Source organism: Cloacibacillus sp. An23, assembly GCF_002159945.1.
In the GTDB taxonomy this organism is placed as follows: domain Bacteria; phylum Synergistota; class Synergistia; order Synergistales; family Synergistaceae; genus Caccocola.
In genome coordinates this window covers 20,096-41,142 of sequence record NZ_NFJQ01000007.1, presented here as the reverse complement: position 1 = coordinate 41,142, position 21,047 = coordinate 20,096, and the positions used below count along the sequence as shown (strand labels likewise).

General features: G+C 55.0%; 20 protein-coding genes and 1 pseudogene. 18 read left to right on the top strand and 3 right to left on the bottom strand.

The annotated features are described in order from the left end of the window. Positions 1 to 75: 75 nt before the first annotated feature. Positions 76 to 795 carry an LmeA family phospholipid-binding protein gene (locus tag B5F39_RS07900; RefSeq protein WP_087365679.1) on the bottom strand — a complete coding sequence of 240 codons (720 nt, stop codon included), beginning with the start codon at positions 793 to 795 and terminating at the stop codon, positions 76 to 78. A gap of 269 nt (positions 796 to 1,064) precedes the next feature. On the opposite strand from B5F39_RS07900, the gene B5F39_RS07895 reads away from it, so the two are divergent. The 7 genes from B5F39_RS07895 to B5F39_RS07865 all read left to right on the top strand — a co-directional run bounded on the left by B5F39_RS07895 (position 1,065) and on the right by B5F39_RS07865 (position 6,619). Then, positions 1,065 to 1,595 carry a chromate transporter gene (locus tag B5F39_RS07895; RefSeq protein WP_087365678.1) on the top strand — a complete coding sequence of 177 codons (531 nt, stop codon included), beginning with the start codon at positions 1,065 to 1,067 and terminating at the stop codon, positions 1,593 to 1,595. Further along, entirely contained in the window at positions 1,592 to 2,128 is a 537-nt protein-coding gene (locus B5F39_RS07890; protein WP_087365676.1) for a chromate transporter, read from the top strand. The genes B5F39_RS07895 and B5F39_RS07890 overlap by 4 nt, the downstream gene beginning before the upstream one ends. Positions 2,129 to 2,555: 427 nt before the next feature. Next, a complete protein-coding gene (dctP, locus tag B5F39_RS07885; RefSeq protein ID WP_087365674.1) occupies positions 2,556 to 3,557 on the top strand; it encodes a TRAP transporter substrate-binding protein DctP in 1,002 nt (333 codons plus the stop codon). Between the two features lie 97 nt (positions 3,558 to 3,654). Then, positions 3,655 to 4,254, top strand: coding sequence for a TRAP transporter small permease subunit (locus B5F39_RS07880; protein WP_087365672.1), 600 nt, complete (start codon positions 3,655 to 3,657; stop codon positions 4,252 to 4,254). After that, on the top strand, positions 4,254 to 5,570 hold the full coding sequence (locus B5F39_RS07875; RefSeq protein WP_087365669.1) for a TRAP transporter large permease: 1,317 nt from the start codon (positions 4,254 to 4,256) through the stop codon (positions 5,568 to 5,570). Before B5F39_RS07880 ends, B5F39_RS07875 begins: the two co-directional genes overlap by 1 nt. A gap of 173 nt (positions 5,571 to 5,743) precedes the next feature. Further along, the gene (locus B5F39_RS07870) at positions 5,744 to 6,013 is read left to right on the top strand and encodes a hypothetical protein (RefSeq protein ID WP_087365666.1); all 270 of its coding nucleotides are present in this window, start codon (positions 5,744 to 5,746) and stop codon (positions 6,011 to 6,013) included. A 39-nt stretch (positions 6,014 to 6,052) separates the two neighbouring features. Continuing rightward, entirely contained in the window at positions 6,053 to 6,619 is a 567-nt protein-coding gene (locus B5F39_RS07865) for a DNA-3-methyladenine glycosylase I (protein ID WP_087365664.1), read from the top strand. Positions 6,620 to 6,632: 13 nt separating this feature from the next. Here B5F39_RS07865 and B5F39_RS07860 read toward each other — a convergent pair whose 3' ends face one another. Next, positions 6,633 to 7,802, bottom strand: a complete 1,170-nt coding sequence (locus B5F39_RS07860; protein ID WP_158095986.1) for a PucR family transcriptional regulator — start codon at positions 7,800 to 7,802, stop codon at positions 6,633 to 6,635. Positions 7,803 to 8,108: 306 nt separating this feature from the next. Between B5F39_RS07860 and B5F39_RS07855 the strand changes: the two genes are divergently transcribed. From B5F39_RS07855 to B5F39_RS14600, 8 genes and pseudogenes are all read left to right on the top strand, one after another. Beyond that, positions 8,109 to 9,260, top strand: coding sequence for an aminotransferase class I/II-fold pyridoxal phosphate-dependent enzyme (locus B5F39_RS07855; RefSeq protein WP_087365661.1), 1,152 nt, complete (start codon positions 8,109 to 8,111; stop codon positions 9,258 to 9,260). 114 nt (positions 9,261 to 9,374) lie between these two features. Further along, on the top strand, positions 9,375 to 10,388 hold the full coding sequence (locus B5F39_RS07850; protein WP_087365658.1) for an ornithine cyclodeaminase family protein: 1,014 nt from the start codon (positions 9,375 to 9,377) through the stop codon (positions 10,386 to 10,388). A gap of 701 nt (positions 10,389 to 11,089) precedes the next feature. After that, a complete protein-coding gene (locus B5F39_RS07845; protein ID WP_087365656.1) occupies positions 11,090 to 12,190 on the top strand; it encodes an ABC transporter substrate-binding protein in 1,101 nt (366 codons plus the stop codon). Between the two features lie 89 nt (positions 12,191 to 12,279). Then, on the top strand, positions 12,280 to 13,116 hold the full coding sequence (locus B5F39_RS07840; RefSeq protein ID WP_087365654.1) for an ABC transporter permease: 837 nt from the start codon (positions 12,280 to 12,282) through the stop codon (positions 13,114 to 13,116). Continuing rightward, the gene (locus B5F39_RS07835) at positions 13,095 to 13,871 is read left to right on the top strand and encodes an ABC transporter ATP-binding protein (protein WP_239391181.1); all 777 of its coding nucleotides are present in this window, start codon (positions 13,095 to 13,097) and stop codon (positions 13,869 to 13,871) included. Before B5F39_RS07840 ends, B5F39_RS07835 begins: the two co-directional genes overlap by 22 nt. Before the next feature lie 15 nt (positions 13,872 to 13,886). Further along, positions 13,887 to 15,047: a double-cubane-cluster-containing anaerobic reductase gene (locus B5F39_RS07830; RefSeq protein ID WP_087365650.1), complete on the top strand. Its 1,161-nt coding sequence runs from the start codon at positions 13,887 to 13,889 to the stop codon at positions 15,045 to 15,047. Continuing rightward, complete coding sequence (locus B5F39_RS07825) at positions 15,047 to 15,808, top strand: acyl-CoA dehydratase activase (RefSeq protein WP_087365649.1); 762 nt, start codon at positions 15,047 to 15,049, stop codon at positions 15,806 to 15,808. The genes B5F39_RS07830 and B5F39_RS07825 overlap by 1 nt, the downstream gene beginning before the upstream one ends. A 115-nt stretch (positions 15,809 to 15,923) precedes the next feature. Beyond that, positions 15,924 to 17,033, top strand: a pseudogene (locus B5F39_RS14600) (IS256 family transposase). A 224-nt stretch (positions 17,034 to 17,257) separates the two neighbouring features. Here B5F39_RS14600 and B5F39_RS07815 read toward each other — a convergent pair. Next, on the bottom strand, positions 17,258 to 18,094 hold the full coding sequence (locus B5F39_RS07815) for an IclR family transcriptional regulator (RefSeq protein WP_158095985.1): 837 nt from the start codon (positions 18,092 to 18,094) through the stop codon (positions 17,258 to 17,260). Between the two features lie 155 nt (positions 18,095 to 18,249). Here B5F39_RS07815 and B5F39_RS07810 point away from each other — a divergent pair, with 155 nt between their 5' ends. Genes B5F39_RS07810 through B5F39_RS07800 form a run of 3 tightly spaced genes read left to right on the top strand, consistent with a single transcriptional unit; the run spans position 18,250 to position 21,034 of the window. Further along, on the top strand, positions 18,250 to 18,759 hold the full coding sequence (locus B5F39_RS07810; RefSeq protein ID WP_239391179.1) for a fumarate hydratase C-terminal domain-containing protein: 510 nt from the start codon (positions 18,250 to 18,252) through the stop codon (positions 18,757 to 18,759). Positions 18,760 to 18,797: 38 nt separating this feature from the next. After that, complete coding sequence (locus B5F39_RS07805; protein ID WP_087365645.1) at positions 18,798 to 19,658, top strand: fumarate hydratase; 861 nt, start codon at positions 18,798 to 18,800, stop codon at positions 19,656 to 19,658. Positions 19,659 to 19,684: 26 nt separating this feature from the next. Then, a complete protein-coding gene (locus B5F39_RS07800; protein ID WP_087365643.1) occupies positions 19,685 to 21,034 on the top strand; it encodes an amidohydrolase family protein in 1,350 nt (449 codons plus the stop codon). Positions 21,035 to 21,047: the final 13 nt, after the last annotated feature.

Below are 21,047 nucleotides of genomic sequence, written 5' to 3'. Positions count from 1 at the left end.
TTATATAAGAGCGAAAAAAATCCGCCCTCTCGTTTTCACGGAAGGCGGACCGCCGTTCAGACGCCGATTGTTCTTTTACCTGTTCCAGCTCCAGCGCTCGCCCTTTCCGGGCTTTTCTGGGTTTCCGGTCATCGTAGCCTCTGAGCCGCTCATTTTTATAGAGCTGAATTCGACCGGGAACGGTATGTTGGAGAACGAGAGCAGCGGATTCACCTTGCTCGTGACGAGCTCCGTTATCGAGTCTGACTGCTTCGCTCCCTCCGCGTAGAGGATTGTGTCTTCGAGATAGACTCCGTCGCTGCGCAGGCCGAGCCTTCCCTCGGCCTCAAGGTTCAGGTCGAGCTTTACGACGAGCAGCTCCGCCTCGAAGCGCCCCTTCGCCCTGTACCCATTCGGCGTGAAGTCGAACCTGAGGCTGCTGAATCCGCTCGCGCCTCCGTTCCTTTCAAAATATTCGTTGACGTCGCGCTCGGCTATCGTTATCTCGCCGCGCGAACTCTCGATGCAGGACATTATATCCTCTCCGCTCCGCGCACTTTCGACGCCAGCCGGGTCTATGACGGCGTCTAGCCTGACCTCCTTTATCCTTATCCCCGATATGTCCGCGCCGAGGCATTCAGCCCACGCGCGCCTCGCGCCGTCCGCGACGGTGACGCTGACGCTCTCCGGGCGGAATTCGTCCCTCAGCGCTTCGCCGATCATTCGCGCCGCGCCGGCCTCCGTCTGTCCGGCCCACGCCTGTCCCGATATCGCCGCGGCGGCCGCGGCGGCCGCCAGTATTTTTTTATTGAACATACTTAACGCACCTTCTGTCAGTTTAGAATTACACCGTCTGATTTTACAATATAAAGTAGTTCCGCAGTCCCGCGCCGCTCCAATTTTTCCACCTCTTTTGCAGCGCCGGATTGTGCGCGTGACAAAAATAGGCAAAATACGTTGTCCTTTTGTCCGCGCGTATTTTATAATCTGATATATCTGTTTAACAATGCTGTTTTATCGGTTGCTATCAGATTTTCAGAGTTGTTATATAATATGTTCGGATAGAGATAACAGGGGTTTGAAATATGAGCTTATGGGAACTCTTCGTTTTCTTTTTTAGAATAAGCGCGGTGACGTTCGGCGGAGGCATAGTCATTCTCGGACTGGTGCAGCTCGAACAGGAAAAGCGGCGCGACATAGACCCTGAGGAATTCGCCGATATGGTGAGCCTCGCGGCGTCTATGCCTGGGCCTATCGCCGTGTCTATCTCGTGGCTCATGGGAAGGCATTACAAAGGGCTCGCCGGAAGCATCGCCGCTTCCGCCGGAGCCGTGCTTCCGCCGTTTCTGATAATCCTGCTGCTGTCGCCATTCGTCATTAAATATTCCGACGTTCCCGCGGTCAAAGGATTTTTCAGAGGGGTGCTCGCGGGGACGAGCGCGATGATAGCGCTCGTAATAGTTGACAACGTTAAGAACGCGCTCGCCGGCAAGTGGTGGAACGTCGTGCCGTACGCCCTCGTCATATCTGCGATAGGCGTTTTCCACATCCATCCGTTCGCCGCTATGGCGGGGGCGCTCGCGCTCCAATACGCGCACGAGAGGATTGCGGCATGACCGGGAAGATAGCCGAGCTCGTCTGGGCGTTCCTGCAGGTCGGCATAACGGCTTTCGGCGGCGGGCTTTCTACTCTTCCGCTGATAGAGTACCAGCTCGTTATAAAGAACGGCTGGATGACGAGCGACGGCTTTAACCAGCTTGTCGCAGTCTCGCAGGTCACTCCCGGGCCGATAGCGATAAACGCCGCGACATTCGCGGGATACCAGCAGGCGGGATTCCTCGGCTCGCTTTTCGCGACGGCCGCTCTCGTGGCGGCCCCGGTGGCGGCGCTCTGCGTCGTCCTGCTCGCGCTCAGGCGCGTCAGCGCGGAGGGCGGAAAAAAGTTCAAGTCGGTTCTGCGTCCGATAGTCGCCGGGCTGCTCACTCTTTCGGTCATATCGCCGTTTTCGGCGACGTGGCAGAACGGATGGAAGGCTGTCGCGATGTTCTGCGCCGGGATCGTGCTTATAAAGTACAGTAAATTCTGTAAGGAGCGTCCGTCGGCGATGCTTATGGCGTTCGGGCTGGCGGGAGCGGTTTTTTTAAGATAGGGGACTTTTATAAAATTAAGCTTCAAAGCTAATAGGCTAATTATTATCTGCCAGTGTCAGAAAGTTTTTTATATTTTATATAAACTTTGCCAGGCAGACTTTAAATGGAAAAGTTTTTGCACCTTGATATGAGAATATAGGATTTTACAGCTTTGCGTTCACTGCCGCGGAGATGATAATTAAACCTTTGTTATAAAATTATCAAACCGTGTGCTATGAATTAAAAAAGCGGCGCAGAATTGTGTGAAAAATAATTGACAGAAGCGTGCGTTTGTTGTAACTTAATTTGCACGCACTACAACATTTTTACACAATTTTATACAGTGCGGGAAACTGTGCAGGAGGAGGGTTGAAAACGGCTGCTTTGCCGGTGCTGGGAGCGTTTTCTTTAGCAGCTGAACTGATGATTCTGAAGGGAGAGTTTTTTATGAGGAGATTTGCGCTTACAGTAGCTGCACTATTTATTTTCGTAGCCTTGGCAAGCCCCGCCATAGCCGCGCCGCTCGTCTTCCGCTTCGCCGGACAGTCTCCGCCCGACCACATGGCGACGAAGACTATGGAGGCGATGGCGAAAGAGATCAACGAAGGAACCGACGGCCGCGTCGAGATAAAGACTTATCCGGCGGGACAGCTCGGAAATTATACGCTAGTCATGGAAGAGATGATGCGCGGGACGGTGGATATGGCGTGCATGTCGCTTGCGACAGACTTTGACCCGCGTCTCGAAATGACTTACGCGAACGGCTTCGTCACGGGCTACGAGTCGGCCAAGAAGGCTCTTACGCCCGGGGCCTGGTTCCCGACGAAACTCGACGAATTTCTTAATTCCGTAGGCGTCCACCTGTTAGGGTCGTACGTCGAGGGCTTTATAGGCATAGCTTCGACGAAGCCTCTTATCGAGCCGCTCAACCCTAAGGTGGACAAAGGCGTGCTTACGCGAGTCCCGAACATGGTGTCGTACGTGACCGGAGCCAAGGCTATGGGCTTCCGTCCCATCACGATACCCTATCCCGACGTTTATCAGTCGATGCAGACCGGCGTCTGCGACGCGGCGGACGGATATCCGACAGCCGCGGCGTACACGATCCTCGGCGACGTCGTGAAATACTGGTACGCTACGAACTACTCCATGGAGTATCTCGGAATCATGATCAGCGACAAATCGTGGCAGAAGCTGACGCCGGAGGATCAGCAGGTCTTCCGCGACGTGGCCAAGAAGTACACTCTGCTCTCGATAGACAACGCTCAGGCGGAGGACGAGAAGTATATGAAACTCATGGAGGAGAAGGGCGTCAAGGTATTCAGATACACCGAAGAGGAGCTTCGCCCGATCAAGGAAGCCTGCATGGCGACCTGGGTCGAAATGGGGAAGCAGGGGGTCGGCGTCGAACTGATGCAGGAATTCACGGAGAAAATGGGATCGCTGTAAAGCGCCGTTTATCAACGTCGTTAAAAATAAGCATGTGAACGCCTGAGGGGCCGTGTCTTTCCCCTCAGCGTTTTCGTGCCTGAAAGGAGCTTATTAAATGTCATCTGATGAAAAGAAGACTGAGATGCTCGAAGAAGCCGGGCCGGCCTGCGCGGGCGAGGAGGAAGTCCTCAACGTAAGGCAGCCGAAGTGCATCTTCGACAAGATAACCGTCTCGTTCTATTCAGTGGTCTGCTTCGTAATGTCCATGCTGCTGATGATCATCATTACGGCCGCAACGCTTATGCGCTATGTTTTCCAGATGGACCTCTACGGCTACGAGGAATGGGTCAAGATATTCGCATTCTGGCTCTACTTCATGGGAGCCGGCTACGGGGCTTTCGCGGGGACTCACATTTCCGCGGACCTTATAAGCGCCTATCTCAAGGACGGGGTTTTCAAGAGGACCCTCACCTTTGTGAAATGCCTCATCACGCTCGGCGTGACGCTGCTTTTCACGAAGTACGGCTGGGACTATTTCATCTTCGGCTTCCTCGGCCCGCTCGGGACAGGCGTCGCCATCCCGCGCACCGTCGCGTGGAGAATCCCGCTCTGGACGGCCTACGCCGCCATATTCCTCGGACTGCTTTCCATGTCCTACTACTTCCTCTGGGATACGATAAGGGCCGGAAAAGCGCTTTTTGGAGGTAAGAACTAATGATATACGTAGCTCTGCTTATACTTATATTCTGCCTTACGATAGGCGTCCCCGTACCCGTAAGCTTCATGTCCTCCTGCGCGTGGCTGATATTCTTCGGCGGCGCAAACGGCGCGGGCTACCCAGCCACGCAGCTCCTGCCTTACGGCTTCACGCAGATGAACTCCGTTTCGCTTATAGCGATAGCTATGTTCATCCTCGCGGGCGGCATCATGGAGCGCGGACGCATAGCTGAGAAGCTCATAGATATGGTAGACGTCTTCGTCGGACATATCCGCGGCGGACTCGGCATCGTCGCCGTCATCTCCTGCGCCGTCTTCGGCTCGATATGCGGAGCCGCCTGCGCGACGCTCTCCTGCATCGGCGCCATAATGTTCCCGCGCCTCAAGCAGGGCGGCTACCCGATGGGACACGCCTGCGCGCTGATGGCGAACGCATCGCTGCTCGGCCTCCTTATCCCGCCGAACGCCACTCTCATCATTTTCGCGTGGATCAGCGGCATCTCCGTCCTTTCGTGCTTCCTTTCGACGGTCGGCCCCGGCGTCTTCACAATAGCGCTGCTCAGCATCATCAACGTCTGGATGCTCCGCAACAATAAGGAAGTCTTCGTCGAAGTCAAGCGCACCGGCAAGGAACGCATGGATATGTTCATGAAGCGCGGACGTCTCGCTATACCGGCGCTCGTCATGCCCTTCATGGTCCTCGGCGGAATCTACGGCGGCGTTATGACGACGACCGAAGCCTCCGCGCTGGCCGTCTTCTACTGCATCCCTATAGGGCTCTACGTCTACAAGGGACTTTCGTGGAGAGGACTCTTCAACATCGTCGTCGAAAGCGGCATCACGACCGGCGTCATCATGGTCATGCTCTACTCCGTCTCGATGCTCTCGCGCCTCTATATCCTTGAGGATCTTCCGGGACGCGTGCTGCATCTCTTCTATTCCATCTCGACGAACCCGATAGTCGTCATGATGATGATCAACGTCTTCCTCGTCCTGATGGGAATGCTCATGGACGACATCAGCGTCGTCGTCCTTACGACGCCGATACTGCTTCCGATAATCCTCGACCTCGGCTTCAACCCCGTCCATTACGCGGCTATAGTCGGAGTCAACACGGCCCTCGGCTGCATAACGCCGCCTGCGGCCCCGGTCCTATATCTAAGCGGGCGAGTGGGAGGCGCGCCCATCAACGAGATAATGAAGCCGGCGCTCACCTTCATGGTGCTCTGCTGGATTCCGGTGCTTCTCATCACCGCCTACATCCCGAAGGTCTGCCTCTTCCTGCCGCACGTCGTACTCGGTGTGCCCTGGTAGGACAGCGCGGAAAGACCGCACGGAATCAAAAGCATACGGAGCCGTCCATTCGCGTGGCGGCTCCGTTTTTTTGTGCGCGCGGCGCGCATGAATATGTCTTTTCCGCTTTCTGCCGCGCGCTTATGAGGTTATAATATCGGACGGATAAACGAGAAAATAAAAGGTGATTGTAAATGTTTTTCAGAGATCTGTTCGCTTCTCTTTGCTTCATATTCTTCGGCCTCGCGCTAGCGACGCAGCATCCGTATCTGTACTTCGGCGCCATGATGTGCGGCTGCCTCGCGCTTACGGCGAAGAAAAAGCGGTGGCCCAACCCCTCGTGGTCCGACGCCATATACGACAAATTTGAAAACTGGGTCCACGACAAGGCCGAGGGGCCGCAGCGCGAATTCACCGACGGCGAGAAGATAAAGCCGCTGCCGCCGCTCGACGATAAGAAATAGCCGCCGGGGCCGGCGCTTTACGAAGACGGAACGTCCCTGATGACGAAAGCCCCTTGCTGGCCGGACGGCAAAACCCGCTGCTTCTGGGCCAACCCCAAGAACGAAAAGTACGTCGCCTACCACGACCGCGAATGGGGCGTGCCGCAGCGCGACGACGGGAAACTCTTTGAAATGCTGCTGCTCGAATGCTTTCAGGCCGGCCTTTCGTGGGAGTGCGTGCTGAACAAGCGCGAGAGCTTCCGCCGCGCCTTCGACGGCTTCGACTGGAAGCTCGTCGCGTCGTACGGAGATGAAAAAATCGAAGAGCTGAAGAACGACCCCGGCATAATCCGCAACGGCCTCAAAATCCGCGCCGCAGTGACGAACGCACACGTCTTCGCCGAAATCCGCGAAGAATACGGAACTTTCGCAAACTACCTGTGGGGCTGGACTAACGGCGGGACTGTGCGCGAAACTGGAAAATCGAGCTCGCCGCTGTCAGACGCCGTTTCAAAAGATTTAAAGAAGCGCGGCATGAAATTCGTAGGCACGACAGTCGTCTACGCGTACTTGCAGGCCGTCGGCGTGATACAGTCGCACGAAAAAGGATGCTTCCTCGCAGGCTGACGCGCGTCCGCCGCTAGAGCCGCGCCAGGAGCTTCGCGCAGAGCGCCGACTTCACAGCCAGCGAAAGCTGCTCCGCCTGGTCGTGCGAGCGGAAGCTCAGCCCTGTCAGAGCCGCTATCCTCTCCATACGGTAGCGCGCCGTGTTTTCGTGAATTCCAAGGATTCTCGCCGTTTCGCGCACGTCGCAGCCGGACGCCGCGAAACGCTCCAAAGTCGGCATAAGCTCCGCGCCGTTCTCTATGTCGTACTCGCGCACCGCGTCGAGCACGCCGTCGCGGAAAGCCGCCGCTTCCGGCCTCTCAGCGAAGGGGAACAGCGCCCTGTATATCCCGAGCTCGTCGTACATGTGGTACGGCGCCGGCGACTCGCCGTTGATCAGCGCGGCGTAAAGCGCCTCCTTCGCGCACTCCCCGAACTCTCGAAGGCTGAAATGAACCCGGCTCGCCCCTACGGAACACGTCCCCTCAGGGTCCACGGCGCGCGGGAACTCCGCGGCGGACTCGCGGACGCATTCATCGCCCGAGCAGAAAAAAAACGCGCCTCGCTTATAAAGGCACAGCCTGCCGCGCGGCGAGAAAAAGCGGCTTTTTTCGTACCTCCCGTAAAATTCCATAAAATCCTGCTCGCCGAAATACTCCGCGCCGTGCATATAAATCGCGAAAAAACGCTCGCCGAACGACGGATTTATGCGCCTCGCGCGCCGCGCGGCCCCCTCGCCGCCCTCCGCTCCGGAGAAAACAGCCTCCAGCTCCCCCTGCGGAAAATAGACGTCCTTCATCCTCTCCGCGAGGCGGCGCGCCTCGTAGACGATATCCTCGAAATACAGCTTCGCCGAAGTAATAAGAAAAACCGGGAAATTCTTGGAATCCGCGTAACGCAGGGCAGCCTCGGGAAGCGGCAGGCGGAAGACGTTGCGTATAGCCAGACCGCTCGCGCCGCGCGAAACCAGATGCTTGACCGCCTCCGTCGTCAAATGCGGCGAATCCTTGGCGAAAAGCAGGGAAGTCAGGATAAACTGTCCCTCCTGGAAATTCGTGCGCATATACCTTTCCTTCAGCATAGGGTCGAGTTCGTAGTCGAGTATCCCGACGTTCTCTATAGGACGTGACATCCCGCCGCCGCCCGCGACGAGCTTCACCCCGTCCGCGTACATATTCGCGAAATCGGAAACAGTATAATACACTGCCCGGCCCCCTCGAAGTAAATTCATGTAATTTATTATAATTTATAAGGCTTTATATTGTAATATAAAACATAACACGCTTAACAGAAAAGGCCGCTTAGCCGGAAAATAGACGAAACAGCTTCGCATTCAACCCAGCATTGCCGCCTAAGCGCGCTTCTGCGGCTCTATAAAATCATCGCGGATTCGTTGTTACGCAATATAAAAACGCGCCGTTGAAACGGCGCGCCTCTTCGTGAGAAAATATCGTAAAGATACGCGGAACAGGATAAAAAAACGAAAACCGAAAAAGAGGAGGACGCTGCGATGGATATAGCGCGCTTTGAACTGGAATTCTGGCTCAACCCGCTCGACGGCAAGGCGGAGTACAACTTCGGCTCGAGCTGCTGCAAGCCCGTGACGGTCGGCGAAATGCTGGAACTTACGGGGACGGACAGGGAGGAATTCTTCCGCGAGATCGAAGTCATGAGCCTGCATTACGGATACTTCGAAGGGATGCCGAGGCTGAAGGCGGCGATAGCGGCGCTCTACGACGGAAGCGTGACGCCCGAGATGGTCATATCTGTACACGGAGGCACAGGCGCTAATTCGATAGTCTGCCAGGCTTTATGCGGCCCCGGCATGAACGTCGTCTGCGTCCTGCCGAGCTACCAGCAGCACTACTCGATACCGGCGGCTCTCGGCTCCGAGGTGCGGGTCTACAACTGCGGCGAGGGCGAGGAATACCGCGTCGATCTCGAAAAAATACGCGCGATGGTGGACGCGTGGACGAAGATGATATGTCTGACGAACCCCGGCAACCCGACCGGCTACCGCTTCTCTAAGGAAGAACTCGAAGAGATTGCGGAAATGGCGCGCGGCGTCGGGGCCTACGTGCTCTGCGACGAGATATACCGCGGGCTGAGCGCCGAATATATGCCGTCGATATGCGACATCTACGAAAAGGGCATAGTCACGAGCAGCACGAGCAAGGTATTTTCGAGCGCGGGGACGCGCGTCGGCTGGATCGTCACGCGCGACCTTTCTATAAAAGAGGCGCTGATGAACTGCCGCTCCTACAACAGCATCTGCGAAGGGCCGCTGAACGAGCTGATCGCCGCGATAATACTCGAGCACAAGGACGTTTTCTACAAGCGCAACGGCAAAATCGTCGAGGAGGGGCGCGCCGCTCTGCGCGAATGGCTGCGTACCCAGCCGCGGCTGCGTCTCGTCTGCGACAGCGCTGGACCGACGTCCTACGTTTATTACGACTACGACGTGCCGGCGCAGAAATTCGCGGAAGATCTGCTCGCGAAGAAAGGCGTGCTCGTCTGTCAGGGCGGCTGCTTCCAGCAGGAGCGCAGTTTCCGCATCGGCTACGGCTTCGGAGACGTCGAATATTTCAAAGCCGGGCTCGCGCGTTTCGGCGAGTATTTGAAGGAGCTCGATGCGAACGAAGCGGCCGAGCGTTCGCGCTGACGGTTTTTGGGGCGGAACATATTAGTCACTAAAAATCAATAAGTTTTTACACGAATTTATAGCGCTTCGCCGCGTTTTTACGGGCGGCGGCGGTTTTGGAGGGACGGAAAACTTATGGAGATAATGTTTCTGAGCAGGGCCGACATAGAAAATGTGCTCGACATGAAGAGCGCGATAGAGGGAGTGCGCGAGGTCTACAGACAGAAATCGCTCGGGAAGACCGCCGTGTGGCCGCTCATCTCATACGATTTCGAGGAGCCGCGCGGCGTTATGGACATAAAGTCCGGCTGCGTCTTCGGCGAAAAAGTCCACGGCCTCAAGATGCTGAACAGCTTTCCCGGCAACGCGGAGCGCGGCCTGCCGGTGTTTACGGGGATGCTGATGATATTCGACTCGGAGACCGGCATACCGCAGGGCGTGATGGACGCCTCTTTCATCACCTGCATGAGGACGGGAGCGGCGGGGGCGCTCGGCGCGAGCCTTCTCGCGCGCCCGGAGTCGCGCCGCCTTTTCATACTCGGCGCGGGCCGTCAGGCGATATTTCAAATCGCCGCGTCGCTGCTGCTGATGCCGAAAATCGACGTCGTGCGCGTGTCCGACCCGCTCGACGCGGAAAACGCGAGGAAGTTCGCCGCGTCGTGCCGCGAGCGGCTGCGCGAGTCCTTCGGCATAGACGCTTCCGCCGTCTCGTTCGAGGCCGCAGAGGACATAGCCGCGGCGCTCGCCGAAAGCGATATTGCGATAACCGTGACTCCGGCGCGCTCGCCTGTAATAAAGAAAGAATGGGTGAAGCCGGGGCTGCACCTTAGCTGCGTCGGAGCTGACATGCCCGGCAAGGAGGAGATAGAGCCGGAGATTTTCGCCGGAGCGCGCGTATTCACCGACGATACGCCGCAGTGCTTCAGATGCGGAGAGCTCGAGCTGGCGGCGGCGAAGGGTGTGATCTCAGAAAAAGATGTGGCGGGAGAGCTCGGCGACGTAATCGCCGGGAAAGCGGCTGGGCGCACCTCGCCTGACGAGATTACGATATTCGACGCGACCGGCATAGCGACGCTCGACCTGGCAACTGGCAAAAAGGCCCTAGAGCTCGCGAAGGCGAAGGGGCTCGGACGGTACGTCGAGCTGTAAGTCCCGCCTCCGCCGGCGAGCCTTACGCCGTATATAGTTAAACATCGCGAGAAAGACGGATTTCTCGTCATTCCGCGCCGCGCCTGGGCGCGCGCCATCCATCGGCCGCGCGCCCAGGCGGTTCTTTGCGTCCGCCCGCCAAAGCGGCGCGCGGGGGCGGGCGGAGGCTGCGTCCGGCGCGGCTTCTGCGGCGTCTCGCCGTCTTCCGCCTTGATTTTTATAGTCTGACTGACGGATTGGGCGCGCGGGCTTCGTGTTTTTCCTTTCCTCCGCGGTATGTGCGGAGCCCGCGGATATGCCGTGCCGGGCGTGCGGACTGGCATGGTCCGGCGCGTACGCTCTCCGCCGCGCGGCGGCGCGAATTTGTTCACGCGGACAAAATATCGTCGTCACGCGGCGGCGGCGGTGTGGCAAATTCCCGTGATGTGTTATAAAATGCAATCGAGTGAATGTTAATCATTTCTCATTCCGGAGGGGGGTGCGGTTCTGTGATGAAAATGACGTGACGCTTCGCGGTCCGCGTGATGCGCGTGGCGCATGACTGCACAGTTCCGCTCGAAGGCCGCTCCGGTTACGGCTCCTTCTAGCTTTCCGCAGTCAAAAGTTCCTTATATAAGTTTTTTAGCCGGAGGCCCCTTCAATATACGGGGGAGGCTTTGCCGTGCTTAAAAAAATCATATATACAGAAGGAGAATGGTTTCATGAAGAAGTTGCTCTCTTTGATGGCGGCGGCGCTCGTACTCGCCTTCGCCGCTCCGTTGTTCGCCGGGGACGTTCCGGTCATCCGTGCGAGCTACACGATGACGACGCACCAGCAGGCTTTTATGGTCGCGATGGCCGAGGGCGAGAATTTCAAGGATCTCGGCGTATGGCTCAAGCCCGTGGTGCCGAAGGAGAAGTTCGACCTCTACGACAACGGCAAGAAGGTCGCGCGCCTTGAGGTCGTCGTTACGAAGAGCGGCTCCGAGGCCACGACGCTTTTCGCGCAGGGGCACCTCGACCTCACGACGAACTCATTCCCCGCGATGCTCTCCGGCATAGACAGCGGCGCGAAGATAAAAGTCATAGCCCCGCTTCAGTCGGACGCCATCGCGATGGTGGCGCGCAACGACATCGACGTTAAGGGCTGGGACGGCTTCGAGAAGTACGTCAAGGAGTCGAAGCGTCCCGTGACCGTCGGCTACCACTCCCCGACGAGCGCCCCTAAGATAGTCTTCGAGGCCGCCATGGCGCAGTCAAACCTCCGCGTGACCGGCGACGCGAACGCGACGAAGGAGCAGGCCGACATAGTTATGATGGACCTCAAAGGCATCCCGAACGTCATCCCCGCGATGGTCGCGAAGCAGGTCGAGTTCGCCGTCATCCCCGCGCCGACTCCCGAAGTGGTAGAGGCGAAGGGACAGGGACATATCGTGCTCCAGCTTAAAGAGCTTCCGCCGGCGGGCGAATGGGCGGACTTCCCATGCTGCTGCATAGCCGCCAGCGACAAGGCGATAGCCGAAGAGCCCGAAGCGCTGCGCTCCTTCGTGAAGCTCATGACCGTGAGCAGTGAGTGGTGCCTCGCCAATAAGGAAGAGGCGGCCAAGGCCACCGGCGACTGGCTCGGCGTAGAGCCCGAGGTCATCTCGAAGGCCGTTATGGGACTCTCCACGACCGTCACTCCGACGTGGATGAAGAACGCCTCGCTCTATCCCGACATCCTCAACGAGCTCGGACAGCTCACCGGCTCTCTCAAGGGCAAGAAGCTCGCCGACGTTCAGGACCAGGTATTCGACTTCCGCTTCACGAAGTCCGCAAGGTAAGAATTTACGGCGCGCCTCCGGCTCTTTCCGGCCGGAGGCCGCCTGCCGCCGCGCGAATGTTCCGCGCGGCGGGCTTTACGGAGGAATAGATGAAATTTCTTTTTGAGAGGGTTTTTCTGCCGTGCGCCGCGCCGCTGCTCGTGCTCGCGATATGGGAGGTCATAGCCGTAGAGCTTAAAAACGACGTCGTGCTTCCGACCGTCGGACAGGTCTGGACTATCTTTATGCATCCGAACAAAGATCTGCTCCGCCTCGGCTCACTGATGCAGAACCTCGGCATGAGCTCGATCCGCGTGTTCTGCGGTTACGCCGCGGGGCTCGTCCTCGCCCTGCCGCTCGGCATACTTATGGGACATTACAAAAAGGTCAACCGCTTTATGACTCCGCTCGTGGAGATCCTCCGCCCGATGCCGCCGCTCGCGTGGATACCGCTCGTCCTCGCGTGGTTCGGCGTAGCCAGCTTCGCGACGATGCTCGGCGTAGAAGAGGGCGAATGGTACGTCTTTCTCAACAACATCAAATTTTCGATGCTCATCATTATTTTCATAGGCGCCTTTTTCCCGATACTGCTCAACACGGTCTACGGCGTTTCGAGCGTGCGCTCCACGCTGATAGATTCCGCTCGCGTCCTCGGGGCATCCGAACGCGACATATTTTTGAAGATACTGCTCCCGGCGGCGGCCCCGTCGATAGTGACGGGCATGAGGCTCGGCCTCGGCGTCGCATGGATGTGCCTCGTAGCCGCCGAGATGATGCCGGGCAGCATCTCCGGCATCGGCTACGTCATAACGCACGCCTACACAGTGGCGCGCACGGACATAGTCATAGCCGGCATGGTCAGCATAGGCGCCGTGGGCCTCGCGCTCGACGCGGCCTTCCGGTACTTCGAGGCGAAATGCTTCGCGTGGCAGAGGCTTTCAAGATGACGCCGCTCATCGAGACTAAAAATCTGCGCAAAGAGTTCGTCCTGGACGGCGGCGGAAAGCTCGAGGCGATTGCGGACGCCAGCATCGCGGTCGGCGGCAAAGAATTCGTCTGCCTGCTCGGCCCGTCCGGCTGCGGCAAGTCCACCTGGCTGCGCGTAGTCGCGGGACTCGAGGCCGCAACGTCCGGCGAAGTATTATACAAGGGCGCGCCCGTGACTGGGCCGGGCAAAGAGCGCGGCATGGTCTTTCAGGAATACTCGCTCCTGCCGTGGCGCACTGTCGCCGACAACGTGGCGCTGGGCCCCGAGTTCGCCGGCATGGAGGCGAAACGCCGCCGTGAGGTCGCGATGGACTACCTCGCGCGCGTGGGGCTTGAAAAGTTCGCGGACGCGAAACCGCACGAGCTTTCCGGCGGTATGCGCCAGCGTGCAGCCATCGCGCGAGCCCTGGCCAACAACCCCGAAGTGCTGCTCATGGACGAGCCCTTCGGCGCTCTCGACGCGCACACGCGCGTACTGCTCCAGCGCGAGCTGCTCAGGATATGGGAGCAGGACAGAAAAACGGTCGTCTTCGTCACGCACAGCGTGGACGAGGCGCTATATCTCGCGGACAGGATAGTCGTCATGACCGCTCATCCCGGCCGCGTGCTTGAAGAAATAGAAGTCCCGTTCGAGCGTCCGCGCAGCCGCGCGACGAAGGGATACGGCGAAATGGCGGAGCGGATTCTCGAACTTTTGGAACTGAATCAGAAATAAAAAGGGGAGCCGATTATGAGCAATATTGAAAAAATAGACGCGATATTAGAAGAAATGAGCGAAGCGGTGCGCAACGGCCCGGTGCGCATAAAAGAACTGAAAGAGGCGGGAGTACCCGTCGTCGGCACCTACTGCACCTTCACGCCGTGGGAGCTGGTCAACGCCGTCGGAGGCGTCGCCGTCTCGCTTTGCAGCACGAGCGACAAACCTATATCGGCGGCGGAAAAACACCTGCCGCGCAACCTCTGCCCGCTAATCAAGTCGAGCTACGGCTTCGCGCTCACCGACACATGCCCGTACTTCCACTTCTGCGACATAGTCATAGGAGAGACCACCTGCGACGGCAAGAAAAAAATGTACGAGCTGCTGAACGAGCTGCGCCCGACCCACGTCATGCAGCTGCCGCAGGACCCGAAGCACGAAATGAGCCGCGAGCTCTGGAAACATGAGATAATCAAGCTCAAGAAAGTCCTCGAAGAACGCTTCGGCGTCGAGATAACAGACGAGAAGCTCCGCAAATCCATAGAGCTGCGCAACTCAATGCAGGCGGCCGCGATGCGCTTCTACGACACGGCGACGCTCCCCGTCCCGATGGTCGGCGGCAAAGAGATAATGCTCGTCTCCGACTTCCTCAAATTCACCTTCGACTACGAAAAGAGCGTAGCCAAGGTAAACGAGCTCGTTGACGCTATACTCGAAGCCTACGCCAACGGCCTCTGCCGCAAAGACATATCCTCGCACCGCATACTCATAACGGGCTGCCCGATGGGCAAATCGCTCGAAAAAGTCGTAGACGCGATAGAAAACTCCGAAAGCCCTTCGCTCGTTGTCGGCTTCGAAAACTGCGGAAACATCAAGGGGTTCTGCCGCAAAGTGCGCGAAGACATAGACCCGATAGACGCGCTCACGGAAAAATACCTCTCCATCCCATGCTCCGTCATGTCCCCCAACGACGAACGCATCTCGCTCATCCGCGAATACGTCAAAAAATACAAGGCCGACGCCGTGGTTGACGTGATACTCCAGGCATGCCACACCTACAACGTCGAAAGCTACAACATAAGACGCTTCCTCGCCGAAGAAGGCGTGCCCTACATAGCGGTCGAGACCGACTACTCGCAGGGCGACGTCGGACAGCTCGCGACACGCTTCGGCGCCTTCACGGAGATGCTGTAATGGCGAACGTAGGCCTGGACATCGGCTCGACGGCGACCAAATGCGTGCTCTGGAACGGCGCGCGCTTCGTCTACTACATAACTCCGACCGGATGGGATCTCAATGAAAGCGCAGAAAAAGCCGTGCGCCAGGTATGCCGCCGCGGGCACATACTCAAGCGCGACGACGTACACATCACCGTCACCGGCTACGGACGCAACATCTTCGACGCCGACCACCGCGTCACCGAGATAACATGCCACGCCGCGGGGGCCCACCGGCTCGCGCCAGAGGCGACCACAGTGCTCGACATAGGCGGACAGGACTCGAAAGTCATAAAAATAGACGAAAACGGCAAAGTCCTCGACTTCCTGATGAACGACAAATGCGCGGCCGGCACCGGCCGATTCCTTCAAAGCATGGCGGCCCACCTCGGCTGCAAGCTCGCGGACTTCTGCTCCATCCCCGAAGATACGGAACTCCAGCCCATCAACAACATGTGCACCGTCTTCGCCGAGTCCGAAGTCATCGGCCTCCTCGCCAAAGGCGTGGACAAAAACTCGATATGCCTCGGCCTGCTCGACTCCGTGGCGCAGAGAGCCGCGAACCTCCTGTCGAGAGTCTCCGACGGCGGCGAAATCTGCTTCACCGGAGGCTGCGCCCAGAACCGCCTGCTCGCCCGCCTGATAGAACAAAAAACCGGCCGCCGGGTGATAACCCCGGAAAAAGCGCAGTTCGCCGGCGCGATAGGCGCCGCGGTGATAGAAGAGCGCAGCCGGTAACCCACAACGCAGCCCGCGCCAAAAGCCCTGTAATATAATCGTGATTATAATAATCACGATTATATTTTTTTGCCATAACGCGCGCCGCCCGGCTTTGTTGTTAGGTGAACTCGCTATGATAGGCAAAGAGAAAACTCATATTGTCTATAAGAACAAGAACACGGACAACAGCCGTAACGGACACAGCGGAAAAACCCTTCGCACCAGTTTCGGAAACGTCGAGCTCTCTGTACCCAGGGACAGAAAAAGCGAGTTCGAGCCTCAGCTCCTTAAAAAGAACCAGACAAGCATAAGCCAGGATATTGAAGAGAAAATCATATCAATGTATGCAAAGGGTATGAGCACCGACGACATCTCAGACCACATCAGGGACATATATGGTATCTCCGTATCGGACACCACTGTAAGCAGAATAACCGACAAAATACTGCCGTTGGCTAGGGAATGGCAGCAGCGTCCACTTGAACCTGTCTATGCAGTAGTCGTCTACCTCGACGCCATACACTACCACGTCAGAAGCGAAGGACAGATAGTAAAGAAAGCCGTCTACATAGCGATAGCCATAGACCTTGACGGACGCAAAGACGTGCTCGGCATGTGGGTAGGGGAAAACGAAAGCGCAAAGTAGAGCCTGCCCCGCTTCATCGGGCACTGGGCTTCAGTATTAAACAGCCTGAAGAACAGAGGCGTAGAAGACATCTTCATCGCCTGTACAGACAACCTTAAAGGATTCGACTCCGCCGTCAACGCAGTATTCCAGAATACGGAAATACAGAATTGCATCATCCACCAATTGCGCAACTCTGGGAAATACGTCTCATACAAAGACATCAAAGAACTCATGAACGACCTGAGAGCCGTTTATACCTCTCCTGATGAGCAGTCGGCATTGGGAGCGCTTGAAGGCTTCGGAGACAAATGGGACAAGAAATATCCTAAGATATCCAAATCATGGAAAGATAACTGGCCAAACCTGAGCACATACTTCAAATACCCGCAGGAGATCCGGAAACTTATCTACACAACGAACGAAATAGAAGGATTTAACAGGCAGCTGAGGAAAGTGACCAAAGCGAAGTCAGTATTCCCGACAGACGACAGCCTCTTCAAAATGCTGTACCTTGCGATGATAGATATAACGAAAAAATGGACAGGCCGCCGCGCCGACTGGGGAAAGATACACGCGCAGCTGTCCATATACTTTGAGGGAAGGATGCCGGAATAGGGCAAATGACAGCGCTAAGAAACGAAGAAATCCCCCGAACAATACGTCGTTGACATACGGCTCGGGGCAGTTATGGTTTTAATGTGTTCGGACGAAACGATAAAAACGATATGTCCGGAACGCCATAAACGTATACAGAATCGGGGACAGACTCTGAAATTCACACCAGCTGCCATAGAGCGGCAGTCTGAAGTTATTTACAGAAAGACCTTCACACTCTCGCTTTAGTTGAGACATTGCATGATATAATCTAAAGATGGGCTAGGAAATAAGCAGTTTGTTTGATTTGTCTCCGCATTCCACCCAAATGTTGATGATATTTCCAAACAATATTCCGGTATTCTTGTTTTTAAACCATTAATAATTGATGGGGTAAATCTAGATGTCGGTCCAGTAACAGCAATAGTGCACAATAAATTATTGTCACCATCTATAATAGGTCCACTAATGGAAGAAAATCCTTCCTGATATTCATTAACACAATACGCATATCCATTTTTGCATAGATTGTAGAGTTCTTTCATAATACTTTTTTTATCTGTATTGGTAAAAGTTGTCAAGTTTCTAGAGTCATTAATAAAAGAATCTTGTTCTTGTGGGCTAGCATATGCCAAGAATCCTCTGCCACCAGCGCCTGCCCATAGAACATATCTACTTCCTATAGCTGGGGAAAATTTAAAGCTGTGGAAGGCAGAAACTTTTTCTAAGCATACCCTGTAGTTGTCTTCACGTATATATATTACAGCAGTTTCTTCAAATTCATCTCTTAATTTTTGCAAATAAGAGTAAATAACTTTTCTTAAAAAGTCACTTTGTTTGGCACAGTATCCAAGCACGTATATACGGCGTCCTAAACTATACCGTTTAGTATGCTTATCTCTTATTAAAAATGATTCTTGTTCTAATATGCCAACAATTCTTGATGCTGTTGAATATGGTATGCCAACTAGCTTTGATATTTTCGCGAGAGACAAGGAGTCAGTCTCTCTTACAAAGCAATTCAGTATTGACAGCGCACGCTGTATAGCTTGAGTACCCGATTCAGTTTGTTTTGTCTGCATAAACCTCACCTCATAGCTTTCTAACATAAATAATTTTATCAATGATTTTATAAATTTGCATTGACATGGAAAATTTTAAATTGTAATATTAAATCACCAGATAGAAAATATTATATCCATAATCTGGATAGTATATTATTAAGGAGAAAACTTATATGAGCATAAGAATACAGATGCCTGTAGGCGATGATATTATTAAAGATTTACATATTTATGACATGGTAGAAATCTGTGGCCCGATTTTTGCAGGACGGGATGCAGTGTTACCTAAGGTTGTAGCATGTATTAAAAATGGAACGTGTGAAAAAAATGGCATTCACTTGAAAGGGTCTGCTGTTTTTCATACGGCGGTCAGCCCGGCCGGTATCGGTCCTACTTCAAGCAACAAATTGGAGATTGAAGGAAGTATCCCCGCTCTTTCTAAAGCCGGAGTAAAGATGCATATAGGGAAGGGAAGTCTGAAGAAGGAAACCGCTGAAGCTCTGAAAGAGAATAATTCTATTTTTCTTGTTACTCCTCCCAATACTGCTCTTCTGACTGCAACAATAAAAAGTAAACGCGTCGTTGCGTTTCCTGAAGAGGGAATGGAAGCCCTCTACGAAATTGATGTCGAACGATTCCCGGCGATAGTGGCCATTGCGCACGGCGAGTCGATTTATGATTAAGTGATCAGTGTTGTAAATTTTACTTTGGGGTGTGTAGGATGCTAGGATACGACGAAATTGTAGAGAAAACAGCAGAGACATTGGTTAAGGCAAGTACTGTTTTTCGCCCTGACCAGATAGCCGCTTATAAGAACGCTATCGAAAAAGAAGACAGCAGCTATGCGAAGTGGGTGTTAAACAATATACTCGAGAATGCCGAAATAGCAGAATCGAGAGTTTTTCCGCTGTGCGACGACACCGGCATACCGCATCTTTTTGTAGAAATAGGCGATGAATGCGACGTGCCGCACGGTTTTTTTCGTGCCGTTGAAGAAGGTGTAGCGGCGGGGTTGCGAAAATTGCCGGGGCGTCCGATGGCTGTGCTTGGGAACGACGAAGAACGTATCAGCCAGTGCCGCGGACTGTCCGATGATTCAGGAGCGTTGCTGCCCGCACCTATCCAGATAAGGCGCACGTCGGGAAAAGATATTAAGCTGACCGTTATGATGTATGGCGGAGGGCCCGAAATCAGAGGTAAAACCCTTCGTGTTTTTCATAAACACTCATTGGATACGGTAGTCAATGAAATGATTGCGTGGGGCAAAGAGGGGGCAAAACTGCTGGGATGTCTGCCTTGCGTGCTCGTGTTCGGTATAGGGCGTTCAAATTATGAAGCGGCGGCGCTCTGTGTGGAAGCAATGGCAAAAGGTAATTTCCTCGTCCAGTCTCCCCTTGAGCGCAGAATAACAGATGTCGTTAATGAAGCTGGATATGGCGCGTTGGGACTCGGCGGCAAAACGACTGTGTTGGGTACTTTCGTCAAAGTCGGGCCTCAGAGGGCGAGCGGAATCCGCGTTGTATCTATGCGGCTTGGATGCTGTTTTGATCCGCGCCGCGCAGAATATACATTTCAAGCGTAATGCTTAATTAATGAGGAGGCTTGTGTATGAAGATATTTAAGAACGGTACTGTCGTTACCGGAGACGGGAAGACAGTCCTGGAGAAGGCCAATGTTATTGAAGTCGATGGACTGGTCGCCGATGTTAATCTGTATTATGACGAAAATATTGAAGCATATGCAGAAGAAGTAGTGGACTGCACGGGCAAATGCGTTATGCCCGGAATGATCAACCATCATCAGCACGGCGTTACGTTTGGCGTCATGTTTGCCAGCGGCTGTGTAAACTACGGGCGCGACTTTATTTTGGACCATCTCGACAGAAGTCTTTTACAGGGCCATACTACCGTACTTAACGTCGACGGTTTTGCGACGATGGACGAGGTGCAGGAAACGCAGAAATGCCACCCCATCCGCATTAAGACGGCGACGACCCATGCTCCGATTAATTATCACGCAGGAGAGATCTGCGACGGTAAAGGATTCCTTCCGAAGCACAAAGCGATGACTGTAGAAAAAATGCTCGCTGACGGCGCGGTCTGCATCGGCGAAGTCGGCGGCGGTCATACTCTCGGCGGCGGCGGTCAGGACTATCTATACATCCCGCGCGCAGTGAAAGAGCTCAAGGGTAAGGATATAGACTATCTCCAGGCGAGGGCCATGAAGCTCTCCGTCCTCGGACGTTATATTGAAGAATCGTACTACGACAGGGATCGTGTGGCGGCGGCGCTGAAGGAAGCCAAGCTGGACAGCTTCCTCACTCCCGAAGAGACGCGCGATATTGTTTACAAGACGACGCTTGCGTCAGTCAAGGTAGCCCTTGACGGTTATCGCGAAGCTGCTGTGCTTGCAAAGCGCTATAACGTTCCGCTGATGATACACAATGCTCCTACATCAAAATATATCGTGCATGAAATAGCGAAGATGGGGCTCAACACGCTTATCTGCTGCCACTCGAACTATCTGTTCACAACGGAAGAGTGCGTGGAAAACGGGCGTTACCTGAAGCAGTTCCCTGGCGTAATTCTCGATGCAGCAGTGCATGATCCGTGGGGAGCCAAGCACCTCGTCGCTACGCCGGACAATCTCTATGCGTTCTACGAGAACGACCTGATAGACATTATTTCCACCGACTTTGCCGCCGGCCACAGCGATTCAATGCTCGAAGCGATCCAGCACGCGGCTCTTGAGAAGAAGCTGGTAAGCCTTGCCAAGGCGGTCAGACAGGGAACCTCGCGCGTGACGGAAGTCCTGCCTCTTCTTGCTCCTAACCTCGGCGAGCTCAAGAAAGGCTACACTGCCGACATCGTGGTAACCGAATATCCGCAGCTGAAAAATGTAGAGAGAGTATACATCGGCGGCAAGCTCGTCGCGAAAGACGGTAAAGTTATTCGTTAAACTATTTTATTGA

Excerpts from the sequence above, each read along its gene's own strand:
- B5F39_RS07900 (WP_087365679.1), bottom strand. The coding sequence starts at position 795 with ATGTTCAATAAAAAAATACTGGCGGCCGCCGCGGCCGCCGCGGCGATA.
- B5F39_RS07895 (WP_087365678.1), top strand. The coding sequence starts at position 1,065 with ATGAGCTTATGGGAACTCTTCGTTTTCTTTTTTAGAATAAGCGCGGTG.
- B5F39_RS07890 (WP_087365676.1), top strand. The coding sequence starts at position 1,592 with ATGACCGGGAAGATAGCCGAGCTCGTCTGGGCGTTCCTGCAGGTCGGC.
- dctP (WP_087365674.1), top strand. The coding sequence starts at position 2,556 with ATGAGGAGATTTGCGCTTACAGTAGCTGCACTATTTATTTTCGTAGCC.
- B5F39_RS07880 (WP_087365672.1), top strand. The coding sequence starts at position 3,655 with ATGTCATCTGATGAAAAGAAGACTGAGATGCTCGAAGAAGCCGGGCCG.
- B5F39_RS07875 (WP_087365669.1), top strand. The coding sequence starts at position 4,254 with ATGATATACGTAGCTCTGCTTATACTTATATTCTGCCTTACGATAGGC.
- B5F39_RS07870 (WP_087365666.1), top strand. The coding sequence starts at position 5,744 with ATGTTTTTCAGAGATCTGTTCGCTTCTCTTTGCTTCATATTCTTCGGC.
- B5F39_RS07865 (WP_087365664.1), top strand. The coding sequence starts at position 6,053 with ATGACGAAAGCCCCTTGCTGGCCGGACGGCAAAACCCGCTGCTTCTGG.
- B5F39_RS07855 (WP_087365661.1), top strand. The coding sequence starts at position 8,109 with ATGGATATAGCGCGCTTTGAACTGGAATTCTGGCTCAACCCGCTCGAC.
- B5F39_RS07850 (WP_087365658.1), top strand. The coding sequence starts at position 9,375 with ATGGAGATAATGTTTCTGAGCAGGGCCGACATAGAAAATGTGCTCGAC.
- B5F39_RS07845 (WP_087365656.1), top strand. The coding sequence starts at position 11,090 with ATGAAGAAGTTGCTCTCTTTGATGGCGGCGGCGCTCGTACTCGCCTTC.
- B5F39_RS07840 (WP_087365654.1), top strand. The coding sequence starts at position 12,280 with ATGAAATTTCTTTTTGAGAGGGTTTTTCTGCCGTGCGCCGCGCCGCTG.
- B5F39_RS07830 (WP_087365650.1), top strand. The coding sequence starts at position 13,887 with ATGAGCAATATTGAAAAAATAGACGCGATATTAGAAGAAATGAGCGAA.
- B5F39_RS07825 (WP_087365649.1), top strand. The coding sequence starts at position 15,047 with ATGGCGAACGTAGGCCTGGACATCGGCTCGACGGCGACCAAATGCGTG.
- B5F39_RS07815 (WP_158095985.1), bottom strand. The coding sequence starts at position 18,094 with ATGCAGACAAAACAAACTGAATCGGGTACTCAAGCTATACAGCGTGCG.
- B5F39_RS07810 (WP_239391179.1), top strand. The coding sequence starts at position 18,250 with ATGAGCATAAGAATACAGATGCCTGTAGGCGATGATATTATTAAAGAT.
- B5F39_RS07805 (WP_087365645.1), top strand. The coding sequence starts at position 18,798 with ATGCTAGGATACGACGAAATTGTAGAGAAAACAGCAGAGACATTGGTT.
- B5F39_RS07800 (WP_087365643.1), top strand. The coding sequence starts at position 19,685 with ATGAAGATATTTAAGAACGGTACTGTCGTTACCGGAGACGGGAAGACA.